The organism is Actinomycetospora cinnamomea, assembly GCF_003096675.1.
In the GTDB taxonomy this organism is placed as follows: domain Bacteria; phylum Actinomycetota; class Actinomycetes; order Mycobacteriales; family Pseudonocardiaceae; genus Actinomycetospora; species Actinomycetospora cinnamomea.
In genome coordinates, this window is sequence record NZ_QEKW01000001.1 from 291152 (window position 1) to 308338 (window position 17187).

The following is a 17187-nucleotide window of genomic DNA, read 5'->3' on the forward strand; positions in this document are numbered from 1 at the left end:
GGCCTCACCGGGGGCTCCGCTGGACGCGCTCCGGCGCCACGCGGGCCCGCGGGACGGCGATCAGGGGCTCCGGCGGGCGGGGCACGTCCTCGGGACCGTGGTGCCACACCTCGACCGCGGCGAGCCAGGGAGGCGTTCCCGGCGGGCCGGCGTAGGGCACGCCGAGCCAGCCCACCGTCGTCGCCCGGACCGGGTCGCCGCTCCACACGAGCACGAGGTGGTGCAGGCGGTCCGGGTCGTGGTCGGCGTCGCCGGGCACGAGGCCGGTCCACCACGTCTGGCCCGCCTGGTGCTCGAGGCGGGGCTCGTAGCGCGCGGCGTTGTCCAGCGCGGCGAGGCGGCGAACGTCGCTCTCTCCGTCCCAGCGCGTGCCCGTCCAGTCGAGCTCGCCGGGCCCCTCGGGATCGAGCCGGCGGTCGGGCGCCTTCATCAGCAGGACGCGACGCTTGCCGGCACGCAGGACCAGCGCCTGCTGCACCGACGTGATCAGCACGCCGCGGGAGGCCCAGGCGTCGACGTCCTCGCGCAGCAGGAGCGTGCGGATGTTCTCCGACGACGTGATGCCCAACGAGGTGGCGGTGTCGCCCGCGACGACGGGGTCGTACCGGTCGACGTTGCGCTCCCAGACCCGGGCCACCGTCTGCTCGACGAGCCCCGCCAGGCCGCTGGCGCGCAACGCCGCCAGCACGCCGTCGAGCCACCCCTCCACGTGCGCGTCCCACCGCATGGGGACAGGAGAGCACCGACCCCCGACAGTGGTGGCGCCGCTGCGTCAGCGCACGGCCACCACGCGGTCGCGAACCTCGGTCTCGGCCTCCGTTCAGGCCTCCCGATCGTCCGGGTGCCCCCGCGGCCGCTCGTTCCTTGATCGCGGCGTGCTCGGCGCGGAGGCACGGGTCGGCGCGGAGCCGGTCGCGGAGCAGCAGCTGGGCCTCCCAGCGGTCCTCACCGACCGGCAGCAGGTGCCGATGGGCGAGGCGTCCGCGCTGAGCGTCCGGCTGCACCAGGAAGTGACGCCACGGGCGACCGTCCAACGCCTGGGGCACGAGCACCCGGGCCGGCTCGTCAGTAGGGCGCCGGGTCGAGCAGCCCGAAGCCGTCGTCGTCGTACCCGTCGTGCTGTTCGCGCTCAGGCAGGGGCCGGGGGTGCGGGGCGGGGCGCGGCGCGGGCAGCGGCTGGAGGATCCGGGGTGGCTCGACGACGTGGCGGGCGCCGGCACGGGTGGTGATGTGGAACCGGCCCGGCGAGGGCTGGGTCACCCGCCAGCCTCCTTCGTGCTTCGCGAGGTGGTGACGGCGGCAGTACACGCCGGCGTTCCACGACACGCTCGGCCCGCCGCGGGCGTGGTCGACGGTGTGGTCGATATCGCCGGCGTGGGCCGGCCGCCGGCACCCCGGCACGACGCACTGGCGGTCGCGGACCCGCACCCACCGGTCGACCTCGGCGAGCAGACGCCGCCGCGCGGCCTGCTCAGCGGTGGCCGCCCGGTCGGGCGGGCCGCCGGATCCGACCGCCTCGACCAGGCGTCGTTGCAGCTCGCGCAACAGCCCGTCCCAGGCGCCGTGGTCGTCGGGAGCCAGAGCCGCCAGCAGCGTCGCCGGAGCCGCCAGCTCGACGATCGCCTGCCTGCCGCGCCCCCGCCGGTCGGTGTCCCGGCGGGGGCCGGGTGGTCGGGGGGGCGGTCGGGGTCGGCGACGCGCCAGCAGGACCCGCTGGAGCCGGCCGTTGTCGTCGGTGACCACGATCCGCCACTCGCCGTTGCGATAGCGCTCGAGCAGTTCGCGGGCGGTGCCGGCGAGCACCGTGCCCCATCCGGGCACCTGGGCGGGCAGATCGTCGAGCCCCAACGCGGTCGACAACCGCACCCGCACCTCGACCGTGCCCTCCCGGATCCCGCCCAGCCGCGGTGACGGGCACACGACCGGCTCGCTGTCGTCGTCCGCGTCCTGGGGCGAGGCATCGTTGGGAGCGTCCACGGCGCCGGCAGAGACTCCGCCTGCGTCCGCGTCGGCAGCATCCGAGTCGTCAGCGGGGTCACGAGCATCGGGGCCGCCGCCGTCGGGGCCGTCTTCGGGCCTCGCGCCATCGGGACCACCACCGTCGGGCCCACCACCGTCGGGCCCACCACCGTCGGGGCCGCCGAGGTCCGGGCCGCCGCCGTCCGGGCCCGGCGTCGGGCTGTCGGGTGGAGCGTCGTCCTCGTCGGGCGCCCCGAGGTCGGCGACGAGCAGCGGCACCAGGGCCTCGTCGGTCAGCCCGCGGCGAAACCGTCGAGCAGCCGCTCGTACACCCGCGTCGCAGCCAGTTCATCCGCCGCGTCACCCCACCCCGACGCACTGCCGCGGCCAGCGCGTCCACCCGCGCCATGATCGCCACTGCGCTGGTCATCGGCAGATCACAGCCCGCCACGTTCGCCGTCCCCGACGGGTTGCGCGAGGCCACCACCCGCGCTCGCCTCACCGCCGCCGCTCCCGCCGCGCCGCCCAGTCGGGATCGATCGACGCCGACACCTGCTGGATTCGCTCGATCAACGCCCCCACCGGCAACTCCTGCGCCTCGGGCAACACCTCGGCACACACCGCCCGCGCGTGATCGTCGGACAGGTCGCGCGTCCACTCCGAGAACACCCGCGCCTTGCCCTCGTCGAGCACCCCCGACGCCAACGCCGCCTGCACCTCGCTCAACCGCCGGTGCAGATCGTCGGCCAGCTCCAGCCACCGCCGCGCCATCGCCCACGACCAACCCAGCGCCAGCGCCACCTCGTCACCGGAGAACTCGTCCACCACCGCTCGACGCGTGCGCGTCCCGTCCTCCGCGCGCCCCACCTCGTGCACCGCGGTCAGGAACCGCGCCACCGCCCGGTTCCGCGCCCGCGCACACGCCCGCAGGTACTCGACCGACTCCGCGCCCTCCAACCCACCCGGGTCGATGCCCTCCAACGCCTCGACCAACACCGCCCCCGGCGCCAACCCCGCCAGATCGGCGACGTCCACCACGTCGCCGACCGGCAGGCCCTGGTCGATGCTCACCCAGGACGCTAGACCTGACCCCCGACAACCGATGTCGATCAAGGACGCGGGTGGAGCGAGGGCGTCCCCTACCGCCTCCTACGCAGCCAGGGCGTCCCTCGCTGCACAGCCGCCCCATCCGCCGACCCGCCGTCCCGTGCTCAGGGACCCCCGTCACGCCGCCCCCGTCACCGCCCATCCCTCGCCGCGCACGCGCCATCCGACGGCGACGGCGCGGGCGAGGATGAACAGGGTCAGGCCGGCCCAGATGCCCACGAGACCCCAGTCCAGGGCCAGGGAGAGCCAGATCATCGGCAGGAACGCGCCGATGGCCGAGCCCACGGTGATGAGTCGCAGGTAGGCCGCGTCCCCGGCGCCCAGCAGCACCCCGTCGAGCGCGAACACGTAGGCCGCGACCGGCTGCAGCGCCACGAAGAACCACCACGCCTGCGGGACGACGTCACGCACCGCCGGGTCGGGCGTGAACACCCCGGGCAGCACCCCGGCCGTCGCGGCGAACACCAGCCCGGCGACGACCCCGAGCACCAGGCCGTAGCGGGTCACGCGCCCGCTCACGCGCCGCGCCGAACCCACCGACGAGGCCCCGAGCGCCGCCCCCACCAGCGACTGCGCCGCGATGGCCAGCGCGTCGAGCACCGTGACCATGAACATCCAGAGCTGCAGGACGATCTGGTGCGCGGCCACCGACGGCGCGCCGAACCGCGCCGCCACCGCCGTCGCCGACAGGAAGCAGGCCTGGAACGCGAGGCTGCGCAGCAGCAGGTCACGCCCGAGGCCGAGCTGCGCGCGCATCCCGGCCGGGACGGGTCGCAGCGAGACCCCCTCACGCACCAGCGCCCCGACGAACAGCACCCCGACGATCGCCTGGGCGCCCACGTTCGCCACCGCCGAGCCCTCGAGTCCGAGCGCCGGCACCGGACCGGCGCCGTACACGAGCAGCGGGCACGCCAGCGCCGAGAGCCCGTTGCCCGCGAGCACGATGACGATCGGCCGGCGGGTGTCCTGCACCCCGCGCATCCAGCCGTGGCCGGCCAGGGCGACGAGGATGCCCGGCGCCCCGAACACCGCGATCCGCAGCCACCCCGTGGCGGCGTCGGCCACCGCTCCCCCACCGCCGAGCAGCGTCGCGAGCCACGGCGCCGTCAGCCACCCGGCGACCACCACGGCCGCGCCCACCAGCAACGCGATCCAGGTCGCGGCGACGCCCTCGGCGACGGCGGCGGGACGGTCGCCGGCGCCGTGGTGGCGCGCGGCGCGGGCCGTGGTGCCGTACGCGAGGAACGTGCCGAGGCTCGCGACCTGCGCCAGCACCACCCCGCCCACCGCGAGACCGGCGAGCGGCACGCCTGCCTGCGCTCCCGTCGCTCCGCCCGCCCCGTCGAGGTGCCCGACGACAGCCGTGTCCACGAGCAGGTAGAGCGGCTCGGCCACCAGCACGACGAGCGCCGACGACGCCAGTGCGAGGACCCGGCGAGCCCCCGGGTCGGCGTCGGCGTGCGATCGAGCGTGTGGCGTCACGGACACTCAGTGTCTGCGATGGCCCACCGCTGACAGACGCTCACCCCAGCAACGGGGCGTCGGCGAGGGCGCGGCGGAGGCGGTCGAGGATGGCCGGGGCGTCGCCGTCGACGGTGAAGCCCGCGGCCGCGCGGTGCCCGCCCCCGCCGAGCGCGGACGCCGCCGCGGCGACGTCGATGCGGCCCTTCGAGCGCAAGGACACGGTCCAGCGGCACTCGCCGACCTGCTTGAGGACGACGGCCACCTCGGCCTCGGCGGTGGTGCGCAACACGTCGATGACGCTCTCGACCTCCTCCTGGCGCCCGCCGTCGACGAGGTCACGGCGCACGAGGGCGTGCACCAGGCCCAGGCCGCGGGCCTCGTCGACCTCGAGGGTCGCCGTGGCCAGCACCGCGGAGAGCATCGAGAGCCAGGCGAACGGGTGGGTGTCGAGCAGCGGGCGCGTCACGGCCTCCGCGTCGACACCCGCCACGAGCAGGCGTGCGGCCATGGCGTGGGTGTCGGGTGACGCGGCCCGGAAGTTGCGGGTGTCGGTGACGAGCCCGGCGTAGAGGCACCGCGCGGTCGGGAGATCGACCGACGCGCCCATGGCGTCGAGCAGGTGCAGCACCATCACCGCGGTCGCCTCGGCCCGAGGATCGACGTAGTAGTGCGTGCCGAAACCGGAGTTCGAGACGTGGTGGTCGATGACCAGCGTCGTGCCCGCCGCGGCCGCCCGGTCGGCGAGGGGGCCGAGACGGTCGACGCTGCCGGTGTCGAGCACGACGAGCAGCTCGGGAACGTGCACCACCCGGTGCGCGGGCACGACGAGGCCGGCGACGTCGAGGTCACGCAGCGACTCGGCCGGACGCTCCGGGGCCCCGAACGACACCTGGACGTGCGCGCCGCGCCGGTGCAGCGCGAGCCCGAGGGCCAGCGCGCTGCCCAGCGCGTCGGCGTCCGGGTTGATGTGGGCGAGCAGCACCACCTGGCGGGCCGCGGTGAGCAGCTCCACCGCCTCGGCCAGGTCGACCGGACGGCTCACGACCTCCTCGCGCTGCTGCTCGGGCACCGCCATGTCCGGTGCGCTCCCCTCGTCCCGCGCCCTCTGTGGGCGTCGGCGTGACGGTACGGAGCAGTGGTCAGCGCGTCGACCGCGCCCCGTCACCGTCGACGGTGACGTCCGCGCGGTCGTCGCGCTCCGCCCCGTCCGCCTCGTCACCCACCGGCACCTCGTCGAGGTCGTCGTCCTCGCGAGGCTTGCGGTAGGGGTCCGCCTCGCCGGCGTAGGAGGCGCCGACCGCCAGGGTGGCGACCTCGGCGTCGGCGCGGCGGGCGCCCTCGAGCAGCTCGTCGAGGCGGGCGGCGCCCTCGGGCACCGCGTCCGGGACGAACTCGAGGGTGGGCGTGAACCGCACCCCGGTCTGGCGGCCGACGGCGGTGCGCAGCACCCCGCGGGCGCTCGCCAGCGCGGCGGCCGAGCCGGCACGTTCGGCTTCGCCGCCGTAGACGGTGTAGAAGACGGTCGCCTCACGCAGGTCGGCCGTGACGCGGGCGTCGGTGATCGTCACCATCGCCAGGCGCGGGTCCTTGACCTCGTGCTCCAGCGTGGAGGCGACGATCTGGGAGATCCGCTTGGCGAGCCTGCGGGCCCGTGGCGCGTCGGCCATGGCGGTGCTCCTTCGTGGGTTCGGCGCAGCGAACGTGGCGTTCGCTGCTTCTACGCGGACGAACTCCCCGTTCGCGCGGGCGGACGGGGCTCTCACTCGTCGTGCGGACCCAACCACCGGGTCCGCGCGGAGAGGAGCTGGAACTCGGGGTGGCCGGCCACGAGCCGCTCGCACCGCGCGAGCACGTCGGACACGTGCGCGGCGTCGGCGGCGACCGCGGCCACCCCGATGAGGGCGCGGCGGTGCAGGTCGAGGTGGCCGGCCTCGGCGACCGACACCCCGTACCGCTTGAGCTCCGCCACCACGGGGCGGACGACCGAGCGCTTCTGCTTGATCGAGCCGACGTCGCCGAGGAGCAGGTCGAGCTCGAGCGCACCTACGTACACCGTCGCCCTCTCGGGAGGTGTGAGTGCTCGCCCGTGCCGGGGCACGGGCGAGCACTCACGAGCGCGGAGCGCAAACGCCTACTCGCGCGGCTTCTCCCGCATCTCGTAGGTCATGACCTTGTCTTCGACCTTGATGTCGTTGAACGACCCGAGCGTCAGACCGCACTCGTAGCCGTCGCGGACCTCGGTGGCGTCGTCCTTGAACCTCTTGAGCGAGTTGATCGTGAGGTTCTCCGCCACCACGGCGCCGTCGCGGACCAGGCGCGCCTTGGCGTTGCGCCGGATGATCCCGTCGGTCACCAGGCAACCGGCGATCGTGCCCACCCGCGAGGAACGGAAGACCTCCCGCACCTCCGCGGTGCCGAGCTCGACCTCCTCGTAGATCGGCTTGAGCATGCCCTTGAGGGCCTGCTCGATCTCGTCGATCGCCTGGTAGATCACCGAGTAGTAGCGGATGTCGATGCCCTCGCGGGTGGCCAGCTCCGTGGCCTTGCCCTCGGCACGGACGTTGAAGCCCATGACGATGACGTTCGACGCGATCGCGAGGTTGATGTCGCCCTCGGTGATCGCACCGACCCCGCGGTGGAGGATCCGCAACTGGACCTCGTCGCCCACGTCGATCTTCGTGAGCGCGTCCTCCAGGGCCTCCACGGTCCCGGAGTTGTCGCCCTTGATGATCAGGTTGAGCTCGTTGGTCTCCTTGAGCGCCGCGTCGAGGTCCTCGAGCGAGACGCGCTTGCGGCGCGAGGCCAGCTCGGCGTTGCGCTCGCGGGCCCGACGGCGGTCGGCGATCTGGCGGGCCACACGGTCCTCGTCGACGACGAGGAAGGTGTCGCCGGCGCCGGGCACCGACGTGAAGCCGATGACCTGCACCGGGCGCGACGGCAGGGCCTCCTGCACGTCGTCGCCGTACTCGTCGAGCATCCGTCGCACCCGGCCCGAGGCGTCGCCGGCGACGACGGAGTCGCCGACGCGCAGCGTGCCGCGCTGGACCAGGACGGTGGCCACCGGGCCGCGGCCGCGGTCGAGATGTGCCTCGATCGCGACACCCTGGGCCTCCATGTCCGGGTTGGCCCGGAGGTCCAGCGAGGCGTCCGCGGTGAGCAGCACCGCCTCGAGCAGGCCGTCGATGTTGATGTTCTCGCGGGCGGAGATGTCCACGAACATCGTCTCGCCGCCGTACTCCTCGGCGACCAGGCCGTACTCGGTGAGCTGCTGGCGGATCTTCTGAGGGTTCGCGCCCTCCTTGTCGATCTTGTTGACCGCCACGACGATCGGCACGTCGGCCGCCTGGGCGTGGTTGATCGCCTCGACCGTCTGCGGCATCACGCCGTCGTCGGCCGCGACCACGATCACCGCGATGTCCGTGGACTTCGCACCACGGGCACGCATGGCGGTGAACGCCTCGTGACCCGGGGTGTCGATGAACGTGATCTTGCGGTCCTCACCGTCCAGCTCGGTGTCGACCTGGTACGCGCCGATGTGCTGGGTGATGCCGCCGGCCTCGCCCTCGGCCACCTTCGTCTTGCGGATGGTGTCCAGCAGGCGCGTCTTGCCGTGGTCGACGTGACCCATGACCGTGACGACCGGCGGGCGGGCCGCGAGGTCCTCCTCGCCGCCCTCGTCGGAGCCGTAGCTGATCGAGAACGACTCGAGCAGCTCGCGGTCCTCCTCCTCGGGGGACACGACCTGCACCGTGTAGTTCATCTCGGTGCCGAGCAGCTCGAGGACGTCGTCGGACACCGACTGGGTGGCCGTGACCATCTCACCGAGGTGGAACAGCACCTGCACCAGCGAGGCCGGGTTCGCGTCGATCTTCTCCGCGAAGTCGGTCAGCGAGGCGCCACGGGGCAGCCGGACGGTCTCGCCCTTGCCCTTGGGCAGGCGGACGCCGCCGACCGACGGCGCCTGCATGTTGTCGAACTCCTGGCGCTTCTGCCGCTTCGACTTGCGTCCACGACGCGCGGGACCACCCGGACGCCCGAAGGCACCCGCGGCACCACCGCCACGACCACGACCACCGGGACCGCCGGGACGGCCACCGCCGCCACCGCGGAACCCGCCGCCGCCCGCGGGAGCGCCGCCGCCACCGCCACCGGGGCGGAAGCCACCGCCGCCGGGACGACCGCCGCCGGGGCCACCACGGCCCGCACCGGGACCACCACGGCCACCACCGGGACCACCGGGACCACCGCGTCCGGGCGGGCCGGACGGGCGCGACGGCATCATGCCGGGGTTCGGACGCGGGGGCATGTTGCCCGGCGTCGCCGACGTCCCGGCACCACCGGTGCCGCCGGGACGGGGCATGCGGTCCGCCGCCGCCGGACGCTCGCCGTCACGCGGCGGGCGCGGCGCGGCGTTGGGGCCGGCCTCGCCGTCACGCGGCGGACGCGGGCCGCCCTGACCCGGCTGCGGACGCTGCGGGCGCGGCGGGGCGCCGGAGCCCACCCCGAAGGGGTTGTTGCCGACGCGCGGGGTCTTCGGCCCGGGCTTCGGGGCCTGCGGGCGCGGGGCGACCGTCGAGCCGTCACCGCCCTGGCCTGCGTCCGCCGCCGCGGCCGGACGCTGCTGCTGCTGACCGGGGCGCGGGGCCTGGCCGTCACGACCGTCCCGGCCGTCTCGACCTCCGCCCTGGCGCTGGTCGCCACCGCGCTCGGCGGGACGCTCGGCACCGGGCCGCGGCGCGCCACCCGGACGCGGGCGGTCGCCACCGGGACGGGGACGGTCCCCGCCGGGGCGCGGTGCGCTCGGCGCCTGGCCGCCGGTGGTGTCACCGGTCGCGGGAGCCTCCGGCGCCGCGGGGGCCGGGGACGCCGACGCCGCCGCGGGGGTCGCGCCGGGCTGGGCGCCGGGACGCGGGCCCGGGGTGGCGCCGGGACGGGGGCCGGGACGCGGGGCGCCGCTGGTGCCCGCGCCGTCGGCCGCGGGCGTCTGCCCGGGACGCGGGCCGGGGGTCGCACCGGGGCGGGGGGCGCCACCGGACGAGCCGCCGGACGGGCCCGGCTTGGGCGCGCCGCCGCCGGGCCGCGGACCCGGGGCCGCGCCGGGACGCGGCCGGCGGTTGCCGGCACCGCCGTTGCCGCCGCCGGACATGGAGTCGCGCAGCTTGCGCGCGACGGGGGCCTCCACCGTCGAGGACGCCGACTTGACGAACTCGCCGAGGGACTCGAGCTGGGTGAGTACTTGCTTGCTGGTGACGCCGAGCTCCTTCGCGAGCTCGTGCACCCGGGCCTTTCCTGCCACTGATCTCCTCATCTTCGAGGTCAGCGGGGGGCCCGCGACCTCGTGTCCTACGCCTGCGCCTTCATCGGGAGGGCTTCACGGCTGGCTCATGGGGGTCGACCTGCTTCCTGGTACGAGCGCGACGGTCGTCGCGCCTGTCGTGCGACCCGGTGGGCGTGGCGACGGGTTCCGGGTCGAGCAGTGCGTGCAGGGCACCGGTGTCCAGCGGCCCCGGGACACGTAGCGCCCGGGGGAACGCCGATCGGCGCTCCGCACGGTGGAGGCAGCCCGGATCGGGGTGCACCCACGCACCGCGACCGGGCGACCGACGCCGCGGATCGGGTCTCGCGACCCCGTCCGCGGCCACCACCCGCAGGAGTTCCGACGCCGAGGCCCGCGAACGGCAGCCGACGCAGGTGCGCACCGGGCCGGGATCGTCACCCCGACGACCACGATCCGGCGCCACCCCACGACCGGGCTCGCGGGTTCGGGCCACCGGTCACTCTACCGCGCCACTCGACGGCCGCTCGACCCCGCCACCGGGGACCCCGAGCGGGCCGGACGGATCACCGGTTCGGCCGCTTCCCTCGCCGGTGTCCCCACCGGTCTCGCCGCCGAGGTCCTCCGCGGGTGCCACCTCCGCGTCCGAGCGGATGTCGATGCGCCAGCCGGTGAGCCGCGCCGCGAGGCGAGCGTTCTGCCCCTCCTTGCCGATGGCCAGGGAGAGCTGGAAGTCGGGCACGACCACCCGGGCGGTGCGGGCGCGGGCGTCGACGACGGTCACCGAGACGACCTTCGACGGCGAGAGGGCGTTGCCGACGTAGGTGGCCGGGTCCTCCGCCCAGTCGATGATGTCGATCTTCTCGCCGTTGAGCTCGCTCATCACGCCGCGCACGCGCGCGCCCATCGGGCCGATGCACGCGCCCTTGGCGCCGAGCCCCGGGACCGTGGACCGCACCGCGATCTTCGACCGGTGCCCCGCCTCGCGGGCCACCGAGACGATCTCGACGGCCCCCGAGGCGATCTCGGGGACCTCGAAGGCGAACAGGCGCCGCACCAGGTTGGGGTGCGTGCGCGACAGCGTCACCTGCACCCCGCGCGGGCCCCGGTTGACCCCGACGACGTAGCAGCGGATCCGGGAGCCGTGCTCGTAGCGCTCGCCGGGCACCTGCTCCGCGGCGGGCAGCACGCCCTCGATCGACCCGATCTCGACCACGACGACGCCGCGGGCGTTGGCGCGGGCGTCGCGCTGGACCACCCCGGCGACGACCTCGCCCTCCTTCGCGGAGAACTCGCCGTAGGTGCGCTCGTGCTCGGCGTCGCGCAGCCGCTGCACCACGATCTGGCGCGCGGTCGCGGCGGCGATGCGACCGAAACCCTCGGGGGTGTCGTCGTATTCCCCGACGACCTCCCCGTCCTCGCTCGTCTCGGGCACGAGCACGGCCACGTCGCCGGTCTTGCGGTCGACCTCGACCCGGGCCTTCGGGTGCTCCCCGCCGTTCTGCTTGTAGGCGGTGAGCAGGGCGGTCTCGATCGCGGAGAGCACGGTCTCGAACGGGATCTCCTTGTCCCGCTCGATGGCGCGCAGCGCGGCGATGTCGACCTTCACGACCGTCCCTCCCGTCCCTCGGCGCCCGCCCCGTCGGTGGCGGTCGCGGCGGCGACCAGCGCCTCGACCTCGGCGGCCGGTGCCGGCTTGAACTCGACCTCGACCACGGCCTTGCGGACCTCGGCCAGCGGCAGCCGGTGCAGCACCGGCCCGCGCGGGGTGCCCTCCGCGAGCGTCACGGCCACCGCCTCCCCGGCTCCCGCGTCGTCGCCGCCCGGGTCGTCGCCGACCGGACCGACCCGCGCGGTGAGCGCCGAGCCGTCGGTACGGGTCACCGCCACGCGGCGCAGCCACGCCCGCCGCCAGTGATGCGGGCGGGTGAGCGGCCGGTCGGTACCCGGCGTCGTGACCTCGAGCGTGTACTCGCCCGCCGGAGCGGCGCCCTGATCGGCCTCGTCGTCCATCGCGTCGAGCACCCGTGAGAGCTCGCGGCTCACGCCGGCGACGGCGTCGAGGTCGGGGCCCGGCGCGGGCGGGTCGTGAGGGCCGGGGACCTCGGCGGTGTCCACCACGACGCGCACGACCTGGCGCCGCCCGGCCGGGCGCACCTCGAGGTCGTCCAGCACGAAGCCGGCCGCCTCGACGACGTCGACGACGGCCGGGCGCAACCGCGCGGCAGTCGGATCACGACTGTCGCCCGCGGGCGCGGGGGACGTCCCTCGGGACAACGGGGCTCCTCACGGGCGGGCCCGCCGTGGGGGCCGACGGCGTCGCGAGGGGGTCGCGACGACGGTCGGTGCGGGGCGGGCCGGGATGGTCGGCGGGGCGCGACGCGGTGGGCGTCGCGCAGTGGTCCAGCGTAGCGCTCGCCCCCGCGCGACCCCGGCGCGCGGCCGACGGCGGCGCGGGGGTCGGCTGGCACACTGGCCCGCCGTGGTCGCCGTGGAGAGCCCCGCCGCCGACGCCGCGCCGACGCCGGGGACCCCCCGGCGGACGGTGCTGCGGGGCGCGGGCACCGTCGCCCTGCTCGCGGGCCTCGCGGGCCTCGCCGGCGTCGGTTGCGCTCGCGCGCCGGAGGGTCCCGACGAGCTCGAGGCCCCGCTCGCCGCGGCCCGGGCGGACGTCGCCACCGCGGCCGCGGCCGTCGCCGCCTTCTCCGACCTCGCCGACCGCCTCACCCCGCTCGCCGACGCCCGCCGCGCCCACGCCGAGGCCCTCGCCGCCGAGATCCGGCGCGCCCGTCCCGAGCGGGCGCCCGCCGTCGACGCCGCCCCCGCCGCGCCCGCCGCACCGCCCGCGAGCGCCGCGGCCGCGGTCACCGCGCTGCGGGGCTCGCTCGCCGCGGCCCGCGACGGCGCCGGCGCACTCGCCCTGACCACCGAGCCCCATCGGTGCGGGCTGCTGATCTCGGTGGCGGCCGCGTGCGCCGGCTACGTGACGGTGCTCGCGTGACACCCCCGAGCCTCGACGACGACCTCCAGGACGCGGTTCTCGCCGCGCTGGGCACCGAGCACGCGGCGATCTGGTGCTACGGGCTGGTCTCGGCGTACCTGCCGACGGTCAGCGCCGCCGACCTCGCCGCCACCGCGCAGGCGCACCGGGAACGCAGGGACGCCGTCGTCGCGCTGCTCGCCCGTCGCGGGGTCACCGCGCCGCCCGCGGCCGCGGCCTACCGCCCGCCGTCGCCGGTCACCGACGCCACCTCCGCCGCGACACTCGCGATCGTGGCCGAGGACGACGTCGCGGCCGCATGGCGCGCCGTGGCGGAGCGCACGAGCGCCGACGAGGACGCCGAGCTGCGCCACCTCGCCCTCGACGCGGTCACCGCGGCGACGACCACGTCGGTGGTCTGGCGCCGCGTCGCCGGCCGGAGCCCGCTCGTGCCCGCGTTCCCGGGCGCCGGCGCGGGGGCGTAGCGCGGCTCAGCGCAGCGCGAGCCCCGCGCGCGAGATGCGGTCGAGCGCCTCGCCGTCGGTGAAGTCCGGGTCGATGCCGTCGGCCTCCGCGACGACCACGCGGTCGCCGAGCTGGGCCGAGGCGTAGCCCTGGCCGGACAGCGCTCGCGGGGCGCCGGGGTAGCCGCGCTGCTCGCGCAGCAGGTCGGAGATGTTGCCGGTGCCGTTGCTGTCGACCAGCGAGCGGAAGGCGCTCGCCGTCGTCGTGTCGGCCATCCGGACGGTGGCGACCGCGACCACGACCTCCTCGCCCTCGGCGACGCCGGACCACAGCGAGCGGTCGAGGTGCAGGCAGCCGCGCTCGCGCAGGAACGCGGCGGCCTGACCGTAGGCGTGCCCGTCACAGGACACGTCGGAGGTCGCGACCTGGCGGGTGAAGGTGACCCCGTCCACCGTGCGCGTCGCGCTCGGATCGGGCGTCGGCTCGCCGCCGCCGGTCGCCGCGCGGCCCACCAGGAACGCGAGGCCGAGGGCGAGGAGGAACGCGGCGATCGCGGCGACGGTCAGGCCCTGCCAGCCCCACACCCAGTCGGGCAGCGAGCCCCCGTAGCGGGCACGGGCGGCCCGTCCGGCACGGCGCGCCCGGCCGGGACCCGCGAGCAGTCCGATCGCCCCGCCCTGGGGTGGCCCGGACGACTCGGGCGCGTTCGCGGGGAGGCGGCCGGTCGGCGGGAGCCCGGGCACGGACGGGGACTGCTCCTGGACCGGGACCGGGGCCGTCCTCGGCGCCGCACCGGCGTGCACGGCCGGCGTCTCGGGGTCGAGGAACCCGGCGTCGGCGAGCTCGGCGGGCCCGGGCACGTGGTCGCCGAGCCGGAAGGCGGCGAGCAGGCGGCGCAGGTCCTCGACGTCCACCACGCGGAACGAGCCGACGGGCGCGACGAGGGCCTCCTCGGCGGTGGTGTCGTCGCGGCTGCCGAGGACCCGGCGCGGGGCGCTGCAGGCCGGGTCGGACAGGCCCAGGAGGCGGTCGAGCTCCTCGGTGGCCTCCCGCGCCGTCGGTCCGGTCACCCCGACGGCGGGCCGGGCCGTGCCCGTGGGCGGGGTGTCGAGACGACCGCCGCCGGCGGCGACCGCCTCGCGCGCCGCCTCCTGCTCGCCCGCGGGCAACGGCGCGAGGCCCAGCACCCCGTCGGGGCGCAGCACCACGGCGTCGAGCACGCCGTCGGGACCGCCGGGCAGCGCCACGACGACCCCCGGCACCGGGGCGCCCGCCGCCGCGTCGTCGAGGAGCGCGCGGACCCGCGCGACCCGCTCCGGAGCGATACCGAGGCGGGGATCGGGGGCGAGCACCAGCATCCGATCCTCCACGTTCGGGGGACAGGGACCGTGGTCAACGTAGCCGAGAGGGTCACGTTCCGATCACGACCCCCGGCCGGCAGGTCTAGCGGGAGAGGCGGCGCCGCTCGCCCACGCGGGCCACGATCGGCACCGCGAGGCGCGCCACGCCGGGCAGCGCGGCCGACGTGCGCTGCAGCGCCGCGCGCCACCCCGGCACCGTCCGCATCGCGCGGCGGGAGCCGAGGAGACCCATGCCGGCGTCGACGACCTCGTCGATCGAGAGCAGCCGGCTGCCGGTGAACAGCAGGGCGGCGCTGGGCCGGTGGGCGACGTTGCTCACCAGCGAGGTGTCGACGACGTCGGGGCACAGCGCGCGCACCCGCAGCGGCCGGCGCGCGGCGGCCAGCTCGATGTCCAGGGCCTGCGAGTAGCTCAGCGCGGCGGCCTTGCTCGCGCCGTACGCCGCGAACCCGGGCGTCGGGCCGAGGCCGGACAGCGAGACGACGTTGAGGATGTCGCCTCGGCGCATCACGTCGACCGCCGCACGGCTCCCGTGCACCAGCCCGAGGGTGTTGACCTCGAAGGTGGTGCTCACCTCGTCGTCTCCGGCCTCCCACGCGGCGGCCGTGGACAGCACCCCCGCGTTGTTGACCCACACCGTGACGTCGCCCAGCGCCGCCGCGGCCAGGGCCACCGCGCGGTGGGCCGAGGGGTCGCGCACGTCGAGGGGCATCGCCGTGGCGGGCCCGTCGAGGGTCTCGGCGGTCGCCTCCGCGGCGGCCGCGTCGACGTCGGTGACGACGAGGTGGTGCCCACGGGCCGAGAGCGCCGCGGCGAGGCCCGCCCCGATCCCCCGTCCGGCCCCGGTCACGACCGCGACGGCCACTCGTCCCTGTCCTGCTGCGGGCTGCACGGCGGGCATTCTGGACCCTCGCCCCGCGCGGTCCCCGCCTACCCTCGGTCGGCGTGTACAGCGAGGAGATCCAGGTCCGCACCGGCGACCACGAGACGGTCCGCGACATCACCGACGAGTGCGCGCGCTTCGTGCGCGGGGCGGGCTCCCCGGACGGGTTGCTGCACGTGTTCGTACCGCACGCCACGGCCGGGGTCGCGATCATCGAGACCGGGGCCGGCAGCGACGACGACCTGCTCACCCAGCTGCGCGAGCTGCTGCCCGCCGACGACCGGTGGGCGCACCGCCACGGCTCCCCCGGTCACGGGCGGGACCACGTGCTGCCCGCGCTCGTCGCCCCGTCGATGTCGGTGCCGGTGCTCGACGGGCGCCTGGCGCTCGGGACCTGGCAGTCGGTGTGCCTCGTCGACACCAACGGCGACAACCCGACCCGGAAGGTCCGCCTGAGCCTGCTCGCCGGTTGATCCCGCCCGTCAGTCCCCGCACAGCGCCGCGAGCCCCTCGGCGCTCGTCGCGTGGTCGAGGGCCAGCGCGGCCGCGCCGTGCAGCGCGCCGTCGTCGCCGTGCACCGCATCGAGGACGGGCACCGGCCGGTCACGGCGGAAGGCCATGAGCCCGCCGACGTAGGCGTCGTCGAAGCCCGGCGCCGCGCGCAGCGCGCGGGCCAGACCACCGAGCACGATGACGTCGGGGTCGTGGACGTGCACCACACCGGCGATGCCCCGGGCGAGGCACGCGGCGACGGCGCGGGTCGCCGCCACCGCGTTGTGCTCGCCCGCGGCGGCGCGCGCGAGGACCTCCTCCGCGCAGGAGCGCGGGTCGGCGGGCGGGGCGTCGCCCAGCCGGCGGGCCAGCGCGCGCCCGTCGACCTCGGGACCCCAGCAGCCGCTCGCGCCGCACGCGCAACGCCGGGCCGGGTCGCCGAAGGGCAGGTGCCCGTACTCCCCCGCCGCCCCGCGGGCGCCGAGGTGCGGGTGCCCGTCGAGCAGCATCGCGCCGCCGAGCCCGACCTCGACCGTGAGGTAGACCGCCGTGCCCGCCCCCGCCGCCGCCCCGGTGCGGGCCTCGGCGACCCCCGCGAGGGTGGCGTCGTTGCCCACGCGCAGCGGGACCCGGCCCAGGCCCGCGGTCACCGCGCCCAGGTCGACGGCGTCCCAGGCCAGCTCCCCGGCCTCCACCAGCCCGTCCGCCGACACCGGGGCGGGTGCCGCGAGGCCGACGGCGACGGCGCGGCGCCCGGCGGCCACGCGGGTCACGGCGTCGCGCAGGGCGACGGCCACCTGGTCGGGGTCGCCGTCGTGGCGGGCGCCGAGGACGCCGCCGACCTCGCCGTCGAGCCCGGCCAGGCCGACGCGCCAGTCCTCGTGACGCAGGTCGACCGCGACCACCTGCGGGCCGTCGGGGCACGGGACCAGCGAGGTCGTGGGACGTCCGCGCCCGTGCACGGGGGCCCGGTGCTCGTCCAGCCAGCCGGCCGTCCGCAGACGGGTGACGGTCTCGGTCACCGACGCGCTGGAGAGCGCGAGGCGGCGGGCGAGCTCGACGCGGGTCAGCCCGGGCTCGCGCCGGACCGCGTCGAGCACCTCCGCGCTGGTGCGCCAGCGGTCGACGCGGGCGCGACCGGGCTCACGTCCGGTCGGCGTTGACGTGCTCATGGGCGCGATTATGCTCGGAGAACGAGAAT

The 17187-nt window shown here is 76.4% G+C and carries 17 protein-coding genes; 3 read left to right on the forward strand and 14 right to left on the reverse strand.

From position 1 onward, the window contains the following. Positions 1-4: 4 nt before the first annotated feature. From C8D89_RS01435 to rimP, 11 genes are all read right to left on the reverse strand, one after another. Positions 5-727: a hypothetical protein gene (locus C8D89_RS01435; protein ID WP_116706280.1), complete on the reverse strand. Its 723-nt coding sequence runs from the start codon at positions 725-727 to the stop codon at positions 5-7. Between the two features lie 338 nt (positions 728-1065). Further along, complete coding sequence (locus C8D89_RS30030; protein WP_243417696.1) at positions 1066-1977, reverse strand: HNH endonuclease signature motif containing protein; 912 nt, start codon at positions 1975-1977, stop codon at positions 1066-1068. A 480-nt stretch (positions 1978-2457) separates the two neighbouring features. Then, positions 2458-3030, reverse strand: a complete 573-nt coding sequence (locus C8D89_RS01450) for a DUF222 domain-containing protein (RefSeq protein ID WP_165825497.1) — start codon at positions 3028-3030, stop codon at positions 2458-2460. A gap of 153 nt (positions 3031-3183) precedes the next feature. Next, positions 3184-4548 carry an MATE family efflux transporter gene (locus C8D89_RS01455; RefSeq protein WP_116706844.1) on the reverse strand — a complete coding sequence of 455 codons (1365 nt, stop codon included), beginning with the start codon at positions 4546-4548 and terminating at the stop codon, positions 3184-3186. Between the two features lie 40 nt (positions 4549-4588). Next, complete coding sequence (locus C8D89_RS01460) at positions 4589-5605, reverse strand: DHH family phosphoesterase (protein ID WP_116706282.1); 1017 nt, start codon at positions 5603-5605, stop codon at positions 4589-4591. A gap of 64 nt (positions 5606-5669) precedes the next feature. Then, positions 5670-6197 (reverse strand): 30S ribosome-binding factor RbfA, encoded by a 528-nt coding sequence (gene rbfA, locus C8D89_RS01465; protein WP_116706283.1) that lies wholly within the window; start codon positions 6195-6197, stop codon positions 5670-5672. Positions 6198-6289: 92 nt separating this feature from the next. After that, positions 6290-6583, reverse strand: a complete 294-nt coding sequence (locus C8D89_RS01470) for a DUF503 domain-containing protein (RefSeq protein WP_116706284.1) — start codon at positions 6581-6583, stop codon at positions 6290-6292. A 78-nt stretch (positions 6584-6661) separates the two neighbouring features. Beyond that, entirely contained in the window at positions 6662-9826 is a 3165-nt protein-coding gene (infB, locus tag C8D89_RS01475) for a translation initiation factor IF-2 (RefSeq protein ID WP_207786991.1), read from the reverse strand. Positions 9827-9887: 61 nt separating this feature from the next. Continuing rightward, a complete protein-coding gene (locus C8D89_RS01480; RefSeq protein WP_479731918.1) occupies positions 9888-10301 on the reverse strand; it encodes a YlxR family protein in 414 nt (137 codons plus the stop codon). A 3-nt stretch (positions 10302-10304) separates the two neighbouring features. After that, entirely contained in the window at positions 10305-11414 is a 1110-nt protein-coding gene (nusA, locus tag C8D89_RS01485) for a transcription termination factor NusA (RefSeq protein WP_116706287.1), read from the reverse strand. Continuing rightward, complete coding sequence (rimP, locus tag C8D89_RS01490; RefSeq protein WP_116706288.1) at positions 11411-12082, reverse strand: ribosome maturation factor RimP; 672 nt, start codon at positions 12080-12082, stop codon at positions 11411-11413. Before rimP ends, nusA begins: the two co-directional genes overlap by 4 nt. Before the next feature lie 205 nt (positions 12083-12287). Between rimP and C8D89_RS01495 the strand changes: the two genes are divergently transcribed. Both C8D89_RS01495 and C8D89_RS01500 read left to right on the forward strand, forming a co-directional pair. Continuing rightward, positions 12288-12806, forward strand: coding sequence for a hypothetical protein (locus C8D89_RS01495; RefSeq protein ID WP_116706289.1), 519 nt, complete (start codon positions 12288-12290; stop codon positions 12804-12806). Continuing rightward, positions 12803-13270, forward strand: coding sequence for a DUF4439 domain-containing protein (locus tag C8D89_RS01500; protein WP_116706290.1), 468 nt, complete (start codon positions 12803-12805; stop codon positions 13268-13270). The genes C8D89_RS01495 and C8D89_RS01500 overlap by 4 nt, the downstream gene beginning before the upstream one ends. A gap of 6 nt (positions 13271-13276) precedes the next feature. Here the strand turns inward: C8D89_RS01500 and C8D89_RS01505 are convergent, their stop codons facing one another. After that, a complete protein-coding gene (locus C8D89_RS01505; protein ID WP_116706291.1) occupies positions 13277-14608 on the reverse strand; it encodes a hypothetical protein in 1332 nt (443 codons plus the stop codon). Positions 14609-14693: 85 nt separating this feature from the next. Then, positions 14694-15503, reverse strand: coding sequence for an SDR family NAD(P)-dependent oxidoreductase (locus C8D89_RS01510; RefSeq protein ID WP_207786992.1), 810 nt, complete (start codon positions 15501-15503; stop codon positions 14694-14696). Between the two features lie 53 nt (positions 15504-15556). Here C8D89_RS01510 and C8D89_RS01515 point away from each other — a divergent pair, with 53 nt between their 5' ends. Further along, the gene (locus tag C8D89_RS01515; protein ID WP_116706293.1) at positions 15557-15967 is read left to right on the forward strand and encodes a secondary thiamine-phosphate synthase enzyme YjbQ; all 411 of its coding nucleotides are present in this window, start codon (positions 15557-15559) and stop codon (positions 15965-15967) included. 9 nt (positions 15968-15976) lie between these two features. On the opposite strand, the gene C8D89_RS01520 is transcribed toward C8D89_RS01515, so the two are convergent. Then, positions 15977-17158 (reverse strand): ROK family transcriptional regulator, encoded by a 1182-nt coding sequence (locus C8D89_RS01520; RefSeq protein ID WP_116706294.1) that lies wholly within the window; start codon positions 17156-17158, stop codon positions 15977-15979. Positions 17159-17187: the final 29 nt, after the last annotated feature.

Bases quoted from the DNA above. Each gene is read 5' to 3' on its own strand.
- C8D89_RS01460 (WP_116706282.1), bottom strand. From the start codon at position 5,605: ATGGCGGTGCCCGAGCAGCAGCGCGAGGAGGTCGTGAGCCGTCCGGTC.
- C8D89_RS01505 (WP_116706291.1), bottom strand. From the start codon at position 14,608: ATGCTGGTGCTCGCCCCCGATCCCCGCCTCGGTATCGCTCCGGAGCGG.
- C8D89_RS01435 (WP_116706280.1), bottom strand. From the start codon at position 727: ATGCGGTGGGACGCGCACGTGGAGGGGTGGCTCGACGGCGTGCTGGCG.
- rbfA (WP_116706283.1), bottom strand. From the start codon at position 6,197: ATGGCCGACGCGCCACGGGCCCGCAGGCTCGCCAAGCGGATCTCCCAG.
- C8D89_RS01520 (WP_116706294.1), bottom strand. From the start codon at position 17,158: ATGAGCACGTCAACGCCGACCGGACGTGAGCCCGGTCGCGCCCGCGTC.